This window comes from Pseudoalteromonas sp. GB56, from assembly GCF_054923835.1.
In genome coordinates this window covers 1,062,899-1,078,762 of sequence record NZ_JBPCHK010000001.1, presented here as the reverse complement: position 1 = coordinate 1,078,762, position 15,864 = coordinate 1,062,899, and the positions used below count along the sequence as shown (strand labels likewise).

The window sequence follows — 15,864 nt, the reverse complement described above, 5'->3', positions numbered from 1 at the left end:
CCAAAAAAGGTACAACACACCCTAAAATACCTATAAAAGGTACTTTGTCAACAGACGATGGCATAGTTCCCATAATTCATCGCATCTAGCTGTGAAATAAATGATTTTTACGCTTCACTGATTGTGTATTGTGTTCACAAACGCCGCAGTGCTAATGTGAACGAGTTAATTGCGACGAAGGACATTCAAGTGACAGAAAAAGAATTTTTAGAAGTATTTCCAAGAGCCTGTGAAATCAAGGTGGCTTGGGGTGATATGGATGCACTACAGCACGTAAATAACACTATGTACTTCAAGTATTTTGAGATTGCCCGTATCGACTTTTTTACTCAAGCTGGGCTTTTTGACCGACTCGAGAAAGAGCAAATCGGCCCAGTCCTTGCGGATAACTTCGCAAAATATAAACGCCCAGTGACTTTCCCTGATACGCTTTTTATTGGCGTCAGTATCAGTGATATCGGTGATACTCACTTTATGACTCACTACACCGTCTTCTCTAATGCTCAACAAGCAATTGTGACTCAGGGCCAAGCAAAAGTTGTCATGTATAACTTCAAGACCATGCAAAAATCGCCTCTGGATGCTACCTTATTAGACTTTCTGCATACCAACGAACAGAGGTAAATCATGGAATATTCAAAGTTGGGCCGCAGCGGCTTAAAAGTATCTCGCGTCTGCTTAGGCTCCATGACATGGGGTCGGCAAAACACCCAAGCTGATGCAGATGCGCAACTCGACTATGCGCTCGCGCAAGGTGTAAATTTTATCGACACCGCAGAAATGTACGCTGTGCCGCCGACGCCTGAAACTTATGGTAAAACCGAAAGTATCATCGGTGATTGGCTCAGCCGAAACAGTCAAAAACGCCATGATGTTATTATCGCTACTAAGATTGCCGGCAACGGCCTAAGTTGGGTGCGAGATGGCGGTGACATTACTAAAGAAGCGGTGATTGATGCCGTCGACAATTCTTTGGCGCGACTGCAAACGGATTACATCGATTTATTTCAACTTCATTGGCCAAACAGGACGTCACCGCATTTCGCCAAACATTGGCCTGACATGATAGACATTCAAAGCGTCGATAAAAGTCAGCAACGCGCGCAAATGCACGGTATTTTAGAGGGCTTAGATCACTGTGTTCGCGCAGGTAAAATTCGCCATTGTGGCCTGTCGAATGAAACGCCTTGGGGTATAAGTCAGTATTTAGACTTGGCTAAACAATACTCCTTGCCTTCTGTTGTCTCTATCCAGAACGAATTCAGCTTAGTACACGCTAAAGATTGGCCTTATTTACTTGAACAATGTCACCATGAAGACATCGCGTACTTACCTTGGTCACCGCTTGCTGGCGGCATGCTCAGTGGTAAATACCTAGGTGGCGCTCGTCCGGATGGTTCCCGTTGGACCATATCGCAACGAAATGGTCTGTTTCGTGATACCGAACTAGCGCAACAAGCAGTAGCTAAATATCAAGAAATCGCGCATGCTCGCGGCATAACTACCGCCCAGCTAGCGTTGGCATGGTGTAATCAAATCCAAGGGGTCACTTCCACCATCATCGGCGCGACAAACATGGCGCAGTTAGAAGAGAACATTGATGCCTTTTCAATGCATTTAGAAGACGAGGTGTTGGCACAAATCGACACCGTGCTTAAAGAGTACCCTGTCCCTTTCTAATCTTTCGCAGGTGGGCCATGACTGTGCGCTCACCTTTACTACCCCTTCAGCTTCAAACTACTACGCTTTTTCACCCGCGCTACGCTGAGCCAATAGTAAGTTTTTTCGAGTAAGTGCTCAGCATCAATTGGTTTTGTAATGTAATCACTCATACCCGCTTGCAAACAGCGTTCTCTGTCTCCTGCCATCGCATTCGCTGTCATGGCCACAATCGGCACCGAAGTATGAACATCTGACGCTTCGCCACGACGTATCGCTGAACTTGCACTGTAGCCGTCTAATACAGGCATTTGGCAATCCATAAGCACTACGTCAATATCGCGGTCTTTGGCCAAAATGTCCAACGCCTGCTGGCCATCGGTACATGTTTTAAGCGCTAACGGTAAGTCTTTAAATACGCCTTTTACAACGGCTTGGTTAATGGCATTGTCATCAACAATTAAAATGCGCGATCCCGAAACACTCTCAAAGTCATATCGACTTGGCGTGCCCGATTCACAGACTTGGCTGTACTCATCAGTCTCATCAAATAAGATGTGCGCGATAAGCATAGAAGATATAGGTGAGCCAATGCTTTGCACATTATCAAAACTGTCGACAAATTCACTGTCTGATTGCACGCCAGTCATCATTACCACGCGTAAAGCGTCTTCATGAGTGTGTTTAAATATGCGCTTGAGCTGAGTATGCGTTTGAGTAATGTCTTTATTTATAGCGACAAAGACGTATAAGGGGCCATCCCGCTGTTCATTACGCTCAATGAGTGCAGGTAAAGATTCCCAATCTGTCGATTTAACATCGGCGCCCCATGATTGCAGCACGTGACTGACGACTTCTTTGCGTTTTGGTAAATCATCGAAGATCACGGCCGTATTGTCTTGCAGTAAACGCTTAATGGGCTCATCACGCTCGAGGGAATGCAGCATAATGTGGCCAAAAAAACGCGACCCGTGGGCAGGTTTACTCTCAACATGGATCTCGCCGCCCATCAATTCGACTAATTGTTTGGTTATTGCCAGGCCAAGACCCGTGCCACCGTATTTTCTCGTAATGCTGTTGTCAGCTTGAGTGAAAGATTGAAATAAATCACCAATTTTCCCTGGCTCTATACCTACTCCAGAGTCTTCAACACAAAAATCTAGGCGGCACATGCCTTGCTCATACTTGGCCGCAACGGTCACACACACATAGCCAGATTCCGTGAATTTAATCGAGTTGCTCAATAAGTTAGTGAATATTTGACGAATACGAGTGATATCTCCAGAGAAATACTTATGCTTCAACTCGCTGGTATCGAGCAGTAAAAACACACCTTTTTCGAGAGGCCTTATTGAATTCGACTGGATCAGTTCGTTCAATACGACTTCTATATTCACTGGGTGTACTTCCAATTCCATTTTACCCGCTTCAATTTTCGAAATATCGAGCACACTGTTGATAAGACTTGTCAGGTTGGATGCACTCGTTTGTGCTAAGTGTAAATAATGCTGTTGCTGCTCGCTTAACGGCTCCTTTTTAATAAGGTTGAGCATACCAAAGACACCATTCATCGGTGTACGCAATTCATGGCTCATATTGGCTACGAATAAGCTCTTCGCCTCATTGGCCTTTTCTGCTTCTTGGCGTGCTAGCTCTAATTGTTTAGTTCTTGCTAACACTTTCTTTTCAAGAGAATTATTGATGTCTTGTAACTGCTCTCGCAACTGCCATTCTTGCGTGCGGTCGTTTAGAATAAGCGCCGTTCCGCGTTTACCCTGATGTTCATCTTTGACGGGCACCACATTAAACTGCACCTGACGCACATCTCCTTGCGCGTCGTCTAGTTCAATCTCCATGGAGAGGTACTGAGCCTGTTTTGCACTTTTGGCAATTTGCTTTGCTTCTTTGTTAGGTATTTTCAGCACCGCCGAATATTTTTGGCCGATGACCTCTACGTCTGGGACATTAAAAAACCGTCGCGCAGCCGTGTTAAAACTGCGCACCATCAAGTCACCGTCTAAGCCAAATACGGGCATGTCCATACTTTGAATAATGGCTTTAAACTCTGATATTTCATGCGACATTTTGAGTTGGCGAGAAGCCAAGTGGTGATACGTAACAAGCACAATCAACATGATGAAATACAGTAGAATCAAAGCGCCTAGCCATACATGCCACTCCTTTTCTATTAATGTATGAACATCAGACTGCTTCATATAGCTCATTAGCGTGATGTGTGAAGGATGGGCGGTGTTACCAATGTCTAAAAGTTGAGTCTTGAGCAACACATTCATCGCTGAAAGTTTATCGCGATACAGTGGCAACCCCAAAAAGGTCTCACCTGTGTTGACCACTTGCTGCTGCGCGGGCGTAAATGCAGCACTGTACTCATTTGCGAATAACCAACGCGCATCAGGGTGAATAATAAATTGGCCTTCACCACCTACCGCATAAAGCCCGGTGTTACTCGGCATATCCGTTGCCAGCTCATGTAGCAGCGCACCGGCATCATAGTTGATCACCACAATGGCCCGAGGGAGTTCTTTATCGTCAAATAGTAGCTGGCTAATTCGATACGTTGGCTGCAATGGCTCTGCCAAGCGCCCAAATTCGCGGTTAAGATTAATGTCCGAAACATAGGTGCTTTGCGGCTCTAAATCCATAGTGTGGATAATGTAATCGCGACCACGTTTGGTTTGCAGTTTATCTTCAGGTACACGACGAACACCGTTGGCTACACGATCGACGCGGACGAGTTCTTCAAAGCGCTCGTTGACCAGCAGATAACGAATTTGAATAATGTCATTGTGCTCAAGAAGGTAAGAGGTGTAGATAGTCGCGAGTCGATCACGCCACTGTTGAAGGCTGGTGTTATCAACACTGTCAAAGCCCTGATTATCGATTGCTCTGATAATGCCTGAATTGGGAGGTGTGTTGGCCAGAAATTTAACTTCTCGGCGACCATAGTCAATGCGTGTGCGTAACATCCCGTAACGGTTGGTCAACGCCTCATCTAACTCATCGTGGATTTCTTGGACATGGCTTTGCGAAACAATGGAATAGCTATAAAAACCCGCGCCGACAAACAAGGTGCTCAGCACAATTACGATACAAATGAGTCCATAACGTTCAAACCAAGTCACTTAAAGCCCCTAAAGGTGTAGTACATCGTCTCAGCATCAATACCATCCGATATATAACTATAAGTGTATCTGCTGAAAATTGCCTATTCTCGAAACAGATACTTTTTAGTAACAAAAACAAGCCGCGGTTCAAAGGGGCAATAAGCAGCAAAAAGGCCGTCAAGTGAAGCATACAAACGGCCTTATATGGCGTTATTTCGACGGATTTATATGACTCAAGTCAGCTGTCTGATAATTACCGTCGACGCAAGAATGACAAATGCCACTGCAAGCAACTTATTAATAAAGAGTTGGTTACTGACCAACCAAGGATAAAACTTACGGTGACTGCACATGAGTGCCACAAATACATACCACAAGGTATCTATCACTGTGGGAGTCGCCACCATGACCACTTGTTGCTGCAAAGGCATATCACCCGCAGGAATGAATTGAGAAAACAGAGCCACGAAGAAAATAGCCAACTTAGGGTTCAAAAATGCAATGGCGAAGCCATCGAGAATCGCCCCACGACGACTGCTGCCCGCTTCTTCTATATCCAATTTCGAGGCACTACTGCGCCAGCTGCCGTAGGCCAAATATAACAAATAGGCCGCTCCAGCGTAGATCAATACATTAAACACCAGAGGCAACTGTTGCTGTAAGCTACCCAATCCGAGTATGGCTAATAACGCGTATAAACCGACACCAAAGCCGTGGCTCACCGCACAGGTTATCCCTCCTGCGCGGCCCGAATGTAAACTGTGTTTAAGTACGACAGCCACACTGGGCCCTGGAGACATGGCTCCCATAAAGCAAATTCCCACGAGCGCGAGCCAATTTGTAAACTCCATCATGCCTGCCTTTGTTGTTGAATTAATTCAAATAAGTGTACAGTGGCAAGCGTATCATTCATAGCACGGTGATGGCCTTGCAAGTCAATATCTAGGGCTGCGCACAACTTCCCTAACGAGTAAGACTCATGGCCTGGCAAATACTTGCGAGCCAATCTCACTGTACATAGCTTGGGTAAACTTAACGTGCGATCAGTGCGCGCAAATTCTGCACGCAAAAAGCCATAGTCAAAATTAACATTATGAGCGACAAAAATAGCGCCTTGCAAAAATTGCCACAAAGACTGAGCTTGCTGTTCGAATACAGGCGCTTGCGCCACCATCGTATTATCAATCCCCGTGAGTTCAGTGATATAGCGCGGAATATGACGCTGCGGATTAATCAAAGAGTGCCAACGCGCGACTTCTTTGCCATTCACAACTTTCACCGCCGCTATTTCAGTGACTCGATGCGTATTTTTTTGACCACCAGTGGTTTCAATATCGACCACCACGTAGGCCTGTTCCGGATTTACTTGCCATTGGACGCTTTGCACTCGCACCTCAAAACCGGCGCGTTGTAATTGTCTTATCGCAATGAGCTGATTACGTCGCAAGCTATCCCCTGGGGCCTTAATTTCCTCAAAGCGAAGTTGTTCTCCCTCAAGAACCATTAGATCTGGATAGCCATCTTTGGCATTAAAAAAATCTTTCGCCATCGTCTCTAACTGAGCATAAACCGCCTTCAGCGGCGCATGCTCAATCAGCATAATTAATGGTTCAAGTAAGCCATCGTGCCAGCGAATAAATGCATTAGGTTCATTGTAGTGACGGGTCGCATTCGCTGTCAGGTGGTGAATTAGTTTTGATGGCGTGTCACACCGCGAAAATAATGCGTCCACATTGGTTTGGAATATGGCATAAAATCGCCCCTCTCTGAGGCTGGTTGGAAATACGTCGAACTCAGTGCACACACCGCCCTCGGTACTTTCATATAGTTCAGCCCAAAAGCACAACGCAAACAAGCTGAGCCATAGCTCGTTCTCATAATGCACCGCGCGAATTTGGCGTTGCTTGTATAGATCAATCACGCCACCCTCAACGCTGTTGGTATAGGCTTCATCGATTGATAGCGGCTCGCTGTCACGCAGTAAATCAGTTAGTACGCTGGTTCGTTTACCGGCGAACTTCAGGGCGTAAAAATCCTCTGCAAAAAACAGTACCTGCTCACAACTTGGGTCTTCGATGATAGCTTCAAGCTTGGCTCGCACCCAGTCTTTATCGCCCAATTTGAAGCGGTGCCGGACGAGTAATTCGACGGCGTTGGGATGTTCGCTGCGTGCCAACAAGGTGAGCGCTTGGTTTACGTATTCATCGCCCAGCGCTAATAACTTTTTACCTAGCACATAGTCTAATTCATGGCTGTAACGAAGCGCTAAAGGGCCTTGTGCGTCGCCTGCATCTTTGCCTCGTTGTGCAAGTGCTAATAAATGATGCCCCTTGTCAAACTCTTTTGCACTGCGGCGCAAGCGACCATAAAAGTAGGCACTTTTAGCATGTTCTATTGCATTAAATCGGGCCGCTAAATCATTTTTAGAGGTGCGTCTTACGCCTAAATCACGCAACGAAAATTGCGTCATAGAACCATTAATTTGACCGAAAAATAGAAAAAGTAAGTACTGTAATACGTCATTGTAGCTGTGTACTAGGTAGCTCAAAAACAACTGGCAATGGCGCACATGAGCGTAGCTCAGCGTTTGTTTACAGTATGCCAGCCAGAGTGGCTTTTTAGCCGACATAGCAATACCTGGCAGTGCCAATTCTTTACACAGATTCACCATTTCAATCTTGGTTAAAGCGACCAACCAATCGGCAAATTCATGTTCTTGGATATGGCGCACCCATTGCTTGCGTTTGAGCAGAGCTAGGGCCAAAGGCACGTCGTTGATTTCTTCATAGTTCAAACTACTTTGTTCAACGAAATCAGACTTGCGGTTGTACATGCGCACGAGCACGCATTGGGCATGCTCAGGCAATCCAAGAAATTGATTAATGTAATTACGCTCGGCATCATCGCAAAGGTGCCAAGCATACTGTTGATGGTAGCTTATAAATTCTTTGAAATGCGCCAAATAGTAGCGTGGCGGTAGGACCTTTTTATCCATGCATACACACTGATAGGTAAAACAGACAATGAGCTTAACACTGTTTATTTATACAGTAAATATTGACCTTTATTGTGCCTGCCATTTTGCCGACACGATCACAGTATCGTTTAGCAAAACCTGACCTTCAAACACTTGTCCCGACTTAACCTCGCCAACCCCCTTTGGCGTACCCGACAACAACCAGTCACCGTCTTGCAATTGTTGCCACTGCGCCAATTCATCGATAGCCACCTGCACAGGGTAAAGCATATGTGTAGTCGTGCCATGCTGGATGAGTTCACCATCGATCAATAGCTTAAGGCTGAGACTCCCGATATCCTTCTGTTCAATTGCAACAAAGTCACTGGCAACAATCGCACCATCAAAGCTCTTAGCCCTTTCCCAGGGCAAGCCTTTTTCTTTTAACTTGCTTTGCATGCCCCTTTTGGTCAAATCCAAGGCAAACGCTACGGCCGTGGGACGATTTTTGTGGACGATAAAACACAATTCGCCTTCATAGTGCAAAACTTCTCCTTGATGTGAAGACAAGAGCGTATCGCTAATACATGAAGGTGGCTTATTGAAGATCACCATTTCATCGGGCATAGCATTGCCCAGCTCTTGAATATGCTCGGCATAATTGCGACCGATACAGGTGATTTTTTTAGGGAACAAAGACATTCAATCTGACTTAAATTAATTCATTTTAATCAGTGTATTGCGCTCAATCTCTCGCTGCAAGCAGGTTATGAGACAATGCGATTTCGGCCTTCGCGTTTGGCGTCATATAAAAGTCCATCTGCTTGGCTAAATGCCTCTTTAAAAGGTTCATTTAGATCATAATCGACAGCCGCCACCCCCATACTGATGGTTACATGTAACTCGGGGTATTGAGCAAAATTAAGCGCGCTCACTGCGACCCGAATTCGCTCCGCGATTCTTCGGCCCTGATCTAATCCAACTCCACTGAGCAGTAACACAAACTCTTCACCACCAAAACGAGCGGCTAAGTCATGGTCTCTGAGTTGCCCTCTAAAGCTATCTGCAACAGCCGCTAAAACGGCATCACCCGCCTCATGGCCAAACTGGTCATTGATACCTTTGAACAAATCCAAATCGGCAATGACAATACAGCTTTTTACATTTTCAAATTCACTTGTTTGTAAGCGCTTACTTAAAATCTCCATAAAAGCATTTCGTTGTAACAGACCCGTGAGGTCATCAAAACGCGCTAACTCTCGCCAATACTGGCGAGAATCATTGATATAAGTTAGCTGAGCTTTAACTACACATACGCCAATCGTCAACAAGCTCAAGGTGAAAATAAACGCCTGCAACATGATTTGCGACTGCAGCTCTATAGGCTGACTAAATGGTCCGAAGTCGTTACTGAAGATAATGATTAAGGCAGCGTTAGCGATAGTTAAAACGACATACACATATCGACTCACACACATGAATGCCAAGACGATAAACACAGGAATGATTAAAAAAATGACGCCTGCCAACCAAAACTTGGCCACGACCATCATAAGCAACGAAGCACTTAATGCCACCAACGCTGCACTCACTTGGTCTGTTTTCGTATCATTTTCGTTGTGTCGATAAGCATCAAAAACCGCATACACCAGCACGGCTCCAAGCATGTCCGAAAGCACGAGCTTGTTGACGTAAATTAAAAAGCTATCCAGACCTATGTAACCACCCACAATTAAGTTGGTGGTCAAGGCAATCGCCGTGATTAGTATAGGTATTAAACACGCTCTTAGGATGAGGTTTATAAGGTCACCGATATATCTCAAGCCATGTTTCAGGTGGCGATTTATCAGTGTCGAAATAACCCAAGGACCCAACACATCGATCCCCGCAGCTATTGCAGTGTGTGCAATACCCAGCACGTACTGCTGTTGGGCCATACCCGGGTAATTGGCTACAAAACTGGCGCTAAAAACAAAAGGAGCTGCCCATAATCCATAACGTACAAACATCACAATGGCGACACCAACACTGAGCCAAATAAGTGTGATATTGGTGGGCTGAGTCGCCATGTAGGCCATACCAAATTTCGCGAATCCCACGTACAGCAAAGCATACACCAGCAGTTGTGCTGCGATGCTTACTTGTTCAAGAAGTGACGCTTTTGTTGATAGCGATAATAATTGAGCCGGTTTAATTAAACGCAAAGTTAGGCTCCTGTTCTTATTTTCGCTCAGTATAACCTATGTTTTCAAAATCGGAAAAAAGTTGCATTAATGAGCTAGATCAACAGCGATTGAAAAAAACCGTGATTAGATACTAGAGTCAGCTCTTTGGAGGAAATTATGCGATTACCTTCCACACTCACCCTACTCAAACTCGTTATCGTTTGTGGCATATTGTTGATCATTGCGGGGCATTCGATGTTGGTAGTGGATTCTTTTCGCAACTACTTTGGTGTGCACAGTTTTATGATTGGGGCTATGTGTATTGCGCTCGGTCTAATTATGTCGTTACCGACCAAAATTTATCTGACGATTTTATTAATGCAAAACGAAGGGAAAGAAACAAAATTTAAATGAGGCAGCACCTTCGCGCTACCTCATTCAATGCGTCGCTAATTACGACTTTTCCTGCAATGTACGTGCGACTGTGCGCATACCTTGCGTTGTTGCACCCGCAGACCACATGCTCGTTGGCGTGTTTTGGAATGCTGCGGCCAAGTCCATGTGCACCCAACCTTGACCTTCATCGCGTACAAAGCGAGATAGGAAGCCTGCTGCATTCGACGCGCCACCAAAGCCACCGCCTTTTTGTGGGCGACTGTTTGCTGTATCAGCATAAGGTGACGGACAGTTATTTTGGTGGAACTTCTCAAGTGGCAGTGGCCATGCACCTTCAAATTCATCGTTGGCGAAGCTTTCAACGTCACGTACCATTTCTTTATCAAGACCGAATAACGCGTTGTATTCTTGGCCAACAGCGACAAGGGCTGCACCCGTTAACGTTGCTGCATTGATTATTGTTTTCGCACCTGACTCACTCGCAGCCATTAAACCGTCTGCAAGCACTAAGCGACCTTCCGCATCGGTGTTAACGATTTCAACAGTCGTGCCGTTTTTGTAAGTAAGAATGTCACCCAGCTTGTAAGCATGACCCGAGATGAGGTTTTCTGCACAGCACAAGTACATCTTCACACGCTTATCTAAGCCACGGTTAATTGCCAGAGCCAGGCCTGCGGTTACGGTTGCCGCACCACCCATGTCACATTTCATCGTTAACATGCCTTCGCTTGGCTTAATTGAATAGCCGCCTGAATCGAAGGTAATTCCCTTACCTACTAGTGCAGATGCTACTGGCGCGTTCTCATCACCTGTGGGGTTGAAATCAAGCTCTAGTAGTACCGGTGGACGCTCACTACCACGACCCACTTCGTAAATACCAATCCACTGTTGCTCTTTTAGTGCTTCACCTTTAATGATTTGATAGCTAACGTGCTCTGGTGCGAGTGATTGAATGAACTCACCAGCCTTTTCAGCTAGGCTCTCTGGGAAGATGTCTTCAGCAGTGCCGTTGATCATCTGACGCATCCAAATGGCTGATTGCTTTAATGCCGCCAGTTCTTTCATGTCGCTTTGTGCGTTTTCAACAAACTCAACGCCATCTAGTACTTTCGGGCTTACAAAACCTTGATAGAAAGCCCACTGGCTCTCAGTGCACCACGTATCTCCTACAAGTGTGACTGCTTTTACACCTTGATTGGCAATGGCACGGCCGGCCTTTTGCACATTTTTCAAGGTGTCTGTTTCACTCAGGTGCACTGTTGCACCACTCTCATTGAAAGAAACTGATGCCGTTTCACCCCAATGTGCAGGTGCGGCTTGTTCGCTTAGTTGTACTAAAAATTGTTGACTCATGTGGGTCCTCTTGGACTGTGATTACAATTACCAGCAGTTTACACTAGGGACATGCAGTTCTAAAGCGAAGTACGATTAATGTTATTTTCACCGCCCCTTCAACGTGCCACCTTACTCAAACGTTACAAGCGTTTCTTGGTGGATTTACGCCACCCCGATGGCCATGAATTTACTGTGCACTGCGCCAACACAGGCAAAATGACGGGCTGTGCCGATCCGGGCGTCATAGCCTATTACTCCACCAGTGATAACGCTAAACGTAAATACCCACACTCATTGGAGCTTTCCAGTAACACCGCAGGAGATCTTATCTGCGTTAACACCGCGCTTGCCAACAAAGTCGCCATAGAAGCCATTGAACAAGGGGTGATAAGCGAATTAGCGGGCTATGACACGCTGTTGAGCGAGGTGAAGTACGGCGACGAAAACAGCCGCATTGATATACTGCTCCAAGATTCCAACAAAGCTAATTGCTACATCGAAGTGAAGTCAGTGACCTTGCTAGAAGAAAACGGGCGAGGGTATTTTCCTGATGCACAAACCCTGCGCGGGCAAAAACACTTGCGGGAACTCATGGCAATGAAGGCGCTAGGACATCGTGCTGTGCTGTTGTTTGCGGTGTTGCATACGGGCATAGAAAATGTGGCTGCGGCGGATCACATTGACCCCAAATATGCGCAATTACTTAGCGAAGCCGTGCAAGCGGGTGTGGAAGTCTTGGCGTATAAAGCCAAAGTGAATGAACAGGGAGTCACCCTCACCCATGCACTGGAATTTATTCACGCCTCTTAAACGCAATTTGAGATGGCCGAATAAGGGAGAACATGGTGAGGATGGCGCATTCGCTCTGAGTGCGCACAGAGCGAATGTTTTGCCTCATCTAAAGTGCTCGTTAGAAGGTACGAGACACACTTAACACAAAGCGAAAATCTGAGTTATCGTCAGCATCGTCGATATCGGTATTGATGATGGCTGCTGATAGGTCAAAACCATTGAATGTTTTTGCTAGGGTCGCGCTGTAATCGATGTACTCGTAATCATCGTAAGCATCGCCGAAGGTGTAACCTGATTGGATGGTTAGCGCATAATCTTCTGGTAATGCAAACTCATACGCTGCGCTTAGGTAGTGCGCCGCATCACCCAAGTTTGCATAATCGTTAGCGTAACCATAGGTGAAGGTAAAGGCATTGTAGTAAGCATTTAAGATCAGCTCGCCATAATCATAATCTTCGTCACTGCCGTAACCTAAGTAGGTGTAGTAAGTATACGATGCGTCGTACGCGAGTGCGTCTGACAATTCACCGTAGTACCCCACGTAATAATCGATTTCAGCATTAGCGTCATCGTCAAAATCGACATTCGACGCCCATGCACCCGCGAAGAAGCCGTTATCGTGCTCGTAATCTACGCTTGCTTGAATTGCTGGTGAGCTATCTGTTTGACTTACACCACGGAATACATAGTCTGATGTTAATGTACCCGTTACGCTGATTTGCGCATTAACCATAGGTGCTGCACTTGCTAATACGAGTGCGACTGCGAGAGTTTTTAGTTTCATATATTTACCCTGTTATTATCTTTGTTATCGCTCACTAACATAATGTGCCCTCGCTCGGGGGGATACCCCTAAACAGGGGGGGTATCGCGATTACACTGCATTTTAGGAGTTGGGTGCACAGTGCGCCACAAAAATGTGCCGCCCGTTAAGATATTTACGGTTTAAGCGGGAAACCAATCTTGTCGACCATGCGCAACCAAGGCACACGCCAACCACGCTTCTCATCACACGTATCCAATGCATACATGGTGATCATCGCACCCAACCAACGGAAAGGTTCAGGCGGGATCCAAGCTGGTGTGGTTCGGGCAAAATCAAGATGGCGTTCAGGAATATCCACATTGTCTACGATCGCCAGAGCCACGCGTGCTGCGAAGCGGCTCGCCGTCACACCAAAACCAGAGTAACCACCGGCATAAATCATCTTGCCACCATGATATGTCTGATAATGCACGGCCATGCGTGTAGTCAGTGCAATTGGGCCACTCCAGGCATGGGAAATTTTCACATCGCGAAGTGCTGGCAGGGTTTTGTACATAGACTGAACCAAACGTAAGTAAGGCTCAGGTGTTTTATCATGCTCAGGGTCGGTGTTGTTATCGAAGAAGTAACCTAATCGGCCACCGAATAACACACGGTTGTCCTTGGTAAGACGCATGTAATTCAATTGCGTACGTGTATCGTAAATACCTTGGCGGTTATGCCACCCAAGCTCATCAAGCTGCGCTTGAGTCAACGGCTCTGTCATCACGATACGATCCCGAATAGCCGCAACCTTTTTACTGATTTTTCGGTTGTGCTTAGTGAACGCATTGGTTGCAAGAATAACCTTGTTAGCCAACACACTGCCCTGCGGCGTTTTCACGAGTACGCGCTGGCCCTTGCTGGTGCTCTTAATCATTGGCGTATTTTCATAGAAAATAACCCCCAACTCTTTAGCCACACGCTTCAAACCCCACGCTAATTTTGCTGGGTGAATAGTCCCAGAGCGCTTTTTAGACCAAAGCCCGCCTTCAAACATTGGCGAGTTGATTTCTTTATTAACTTCTTCTTTGCTAAGCAAATGCGCATCATGGCCGAATTTAACATACAGCTCGTGCTCTGTTTTGATGTCTGAAATACCGTGCTTACCCACAGCAACTGTTAATTCGCCCGTCCACTCTACATCACAGTCAATGTTGTATTTTTCGATGGTGGCACGGAATTGATCCATGTTCTCTTTGCCAAGGCGCTCTAACTCATCCATTTCTTTTTCGAATAGTCGGTTTGAGTTTTCCATGCCGTGCATAAGCGAGGTTGAAAGAATCGCGCCTGGGCGTCCCGATGCGCCAATCGCAGCCGTGTTCGCCTCAATCACCACCACCTCACGTTGTGGATTTTGTTCCTTTGCTTGAATGGCTGTCCATAACCCGGTGAAACCACTGCCAACGATGAGCAGATCAGTTTTGATATGAAATTCAAGCTTGTTTTCTGGGCGAGGACGCGCCGGGTTATCAAGCCAGAAAGGGAAGAACTTCGTATTTTCTAATGCTAGCTTTGCTTTATCTTGCATAGTACCAACTCCGTATAAAGTATTGGTGTGAATAAAGCACCGCTATAAAACCCTAGAATAAAAGACACATTCATCGGGTTATAACTCACACCTAAAGTATGGTACTAAATTAGCTTTACTAGATTTTTTCGATACCCCCTAACAGGTAGCAACAAAATAAAATTTTTTAGTTATTGTTGTTCAACATATTTTGCTAAGTGATCCACCCCTTGGGTTAGGGTATCTTGCTGCAAAATATCGATGAATAAAGCGAGTAACTCAGACTGGCTCGACAAAAAGGTTTTACCGTAGATGTTTTTCTTGTGCATCTTAACCGTTTCGTAGCTAATTTCCATGATGGTGCCGATGGCCTTAGTGGAGTGGCCTTGCAGCAACAACTGACACACCTGGTACTCTTTATTAGTGAGAATTTCTTTACCGAAATTCACCAACACATCTTCCACGTTGGACTGACTTTGCTCGTCTTTGTCAGCGCATTTGCCCATTAATTCCAGATGTTGACCGCACAGTAATTTAAGTGGCTCGTAGAGCTGCCTGAAGATTTCTTTGTCTTCTTCAGAAAACACGCGCTCATTACCAAAGCGAGATAAATCAATATGTAAGCAGTTATCGTCATCAATAGGGAAGAGATAACCAACCTCATCACTGAGCTTTAAGAAGTTGAAATAACTGTTATAAATATTGGCAAATTCGTCCGGTGCGATATCTTCCAAAGCGAAAAATCCGAAACGCTCTTTATCTGCGAACACCCGATAATAAGGGTCAAGCACGTACAAACGTGTAAGGTATTTCCATGCATCTTCACCTTGCAGACGATTCTTAATGCCATCCACGCCATAGCGGTAACACAGTTTTGCGTCGGCAATTTTATTAAGTTGCAGAACCAGTAATTCGTCAAAGTCGAAATTAGACTTAAAGAACTCCTTGAGCTTGGAGTAGAAGCATTCTTGCCCCACATTTTGAGAAAGCTCAATCAAGGCTAAACTAAATTTGTCGTATTTCATATATTGACAAGTCCACAAAAAAAATAATCAACATTTAAAACAAAAATAATAAACAGCGACCATAATAAGCCGCTGTTTATATCACGCTATAAATCC

General features: G+C 45.5%; 13 protein-coding genes. 4 read left to right on the top strand and 9 right to left on the bottom strand.

What is annotated here, in order from left to right:
- Nucleotides 1-156: 156 nt before the first annotated feature.
- Nucleotides 157-624 (top strand): acyl-CoA thioesterase, encoded by a 468-nt coding sequence (locus ACH19P_RS05095; RefSeq protein WP_462157438.1) that lies wholly within the window; start codon nt 157-159, stop codon nt 622-624.
- Between the two features lie 3 nt (nt 625-627).
- Entirely contained in the window at nt 628-1,680 is a 1,053-nt protein-coding gene (locus ACH19P_RS05090; protein ID WP_462157437.1) for an aldo/keto reductase, read from the top strand.
- A gap of 38 nt (nt 1,681-1,718) precedes the next feature.
- Here the strand turns inward: ACH19P_RS05090 and ACH19P_RS05085 are convergent, their stop codons facing one another.
- From ACH19P_RS05085 to ACH19P_RS05065, 5 genes are all read right to left on the bottom strand, one after another.
- Nucleotides 1,719-4,802 carry an ATP-binding protein gene (locus tag ACH19P_RS05085; protein ID WP_462157436.1) on the bottom strand — a complete coding sequence of 1,028 codons (3,084 nt, stop codon included), beginning with the start codon at nt 4,800-4,802 and terminating at the stop codon, nt 1,719-1,721.
- Between the two features lie 215 nt (nt 4,803-5,017).
- On the bottom strand, nt 5,018-5,638 hold the full coding sequence (locus ACH19P_RS05080) for a LysE family translocator (RefSeq protein ID WP_462157434.1): 621 nt from the start codon (nt 5,636-5,638) through the stop codon (nt 5,018-5,020).
- Nucleotides 5,635-7,779, bottom strand: a complete 2,145-nt coding sequence (locus ACH19P_RS05075; protein WP_462157432.1) for an exonuclease domain-containing protein — start codon at nt 7,777-7,779, stop codon at nt 5,635-5,637. The genes ACH19P_RS05080 and ACH19P_RS05075 overlap by 4 nt, the downstream gene beginning before the upstream one ends.
- A gap of 69 nt (nt 7,780-7,848) precedes the next feature.
- Nucleotides 7,849-8,442: a fumarylacetoacetate hydrolase family protein gene (locus ACH19P_RS05070; protein ID WP_462157431.1), complete on the bottom strand. Its 594-nt coding sequence runs from the start codon at nt 8,440-8,442 to the stop codon at nt 7,849-7,851.
- A gap of 65 nt (nt 8,443-8,507) precedes the next feature.
- Nucleotides 8,508-9,944: a GGDEF domain-containing protein gene (locus ACH19P_RS05065; RefSeq protein WP_462157430.1), complete on the bottom strand. Its 1,437-nt coding sequence runs from the start codon at nt 9,942-9,944 to the stop codon at nt 8,508-8,510.
- 138 nt (nt 9,945-10,082) lie between these two features.
- On the opposite strand from ACH19P_RS05065, the gene ACH19P_RS05060 reads away from it, so the two are divergent.
- Nucleotides 10,083-10,319: a hypothetical protein gene (locus tag ACH19P_RS05060; protein WP_462157429.1), complete on the top strand. Its 237-nt coding sequence runs from the start codon at nt 10,083-10,085 to the stop codon at nt 10,317-10,319.
- 39 nt (nt 10,320-10,358) lie between these two features.
- Here the strand turns inward: ACH19P_RS05060 and pepB are convergent, their stop codons facing one another.
- Nucleotides 10,359-11,654 (bottom strand): aminopeptidase PepB, encoded by a 1,296-nt coding sequence (gene pepB, locus ACH19P_RS05055; RefSeq protein ID WP_462157428.1) that lies wholly within the window; start codon nt 11,652-11,654, stop codon nt 10,359-10,361.
- Nucleotides 11,655-11,732: 78 nt separating this feature from the next.
- Between pepB and sfsA the strand changes: the two genes are divergently transcribed.
- A complete protein-coding gene (gene sfsA, locus ACH19P_RS05050; RefSeq protein WP_462157427.1) occupies nt 11,733-12,446 on the top strand; it encodes a DNA/RNA nuclease SfsA in 714 nt (237 codons plus the stop codon).
- Between the two features lie 100 nt (nt 12,447-12,546).
- On the opposite strand, the gene ACH19P_RS05045 is transcribed toward sfsA, so the two are convergent.
- From ACH19P_RS05045 to ACH19P_RS05035, 3 genes are all read right to left on the bottom strand, one after another.
- Nucleotides 12,547-13,212 (bottom strand): TorF family putative porin, encoded by a 666-nt coding sequence (locus ACH19P_RS05045; protein WP_462157426.1) that lies wholly within the window; start codon nt 13,210-13,212, stop codon nt 12,547-12,549.
- Nucleotides 13,213-13,366: 154 nt separating this feature from the next.
- On the bottom strand, nt 13,367-14,764 hold the full coding sequence (locus tag ACH19P_RS05040) for an NAD(P)/FAD-dependent oxidoreductase (RefSeq protein WP_462157424.1): 1,398 nt from the start codon (nt 14,762-14,764) through the stop codon (nt 13,367-13,369).
- Nucleotides 14,765-14,934: 170 nt separating this feature from the next.
- Nucleotides 14,935-15,768, bottom strand: coding sequence for a helix-turn-helix transcriptional regulator (locus ACH19P_RS05035; RefSeq protein ID WP_462157423.1), 834 nt, complete (start codon nt 15,766-15,768; stop codon nt 14,935-14,937).
- Nucleotides 15,769-15,864 lie beyond the last annotated feature (96 nt).

What these genes read in the sequence shown, in the direction of transcription:
- pepB (WP_462157428.1), bottom strand. Translation starts at nt 11,654, where the DNA reads ATGAGTCAACAATTTTTAGTACAACTAAGCGAACAAGCCGCACCTGCA.
- ACH19P_RS05075 (WP_462157432.1), bottom strand. Translation starts at nt 7,779, where the DNA reads ATGGATAAAAAGGTCCTACCGCCACGCTACTATTTGGCGCATTTCAAA.
- ACH19P_RS05070 (WP_462157431.1), bottom strand. Translation starts at nt 8,442, where the DNA reads ATGTCTTTGTTCCCTAAAAAAATCACCTGTATCGGTCGCAATTATGCC.
- ACH19P_RS05035 (WP_462157423.1), bottom strand. Translation starts at nt 15,768, where the DNA reads ATGAAATACGACAAATTTAGTTTAGCCTTGATTGAGCTTTCTCAAAAT.
- ACH19P_RS05090 (WP_462157437.1), top strand. Translation starts at nt 628, where the DNA reads ATGGAATATTCAAAGTTGGGCCGCAGCGGCTTAAAAGTATCTCGCGTC.
- ACH19P_RS05060 (WP_462157429.1), top strand. Translation starts at nt 10,083, where the DNA reads ATGCGATTACCTTCCACACTCACCCTACTCAAACTCGTTATCGTTTGT.
- sfsA (WP_462157427.1), top strand. Translation starts at nt 11,733, where the DNA reads ATGTTATTTTCACCGCCCCTTCAACGTGCCACCTTACTCAAACGTTAC.
- ACH19P_RS05045 (WP_462157426.1), bottom strand. Translation starts at nt 13,212, where the DNA reads ATGAAACTAAAAACTCTCGCAGTCGCACTCGTATTAGCAAGTGCAGCA.
- ACH19P_RS05040 (WP_462157424.1), bottom strand. Translation starts at nt 14,764, where the DNA reads ATGCAAGATAAAGCAAAGCTAGCATTAGAAAATACGAAGTTCTTCCCT.
- ACH19P_RS05080 (WP_462157434.1), bottom strand. Translation starts at nt 5,638, where the DNA reads ATGATGGAGTTTACAAATTGGCTCGCGCTCGTGGGAATTTGCTTTATG.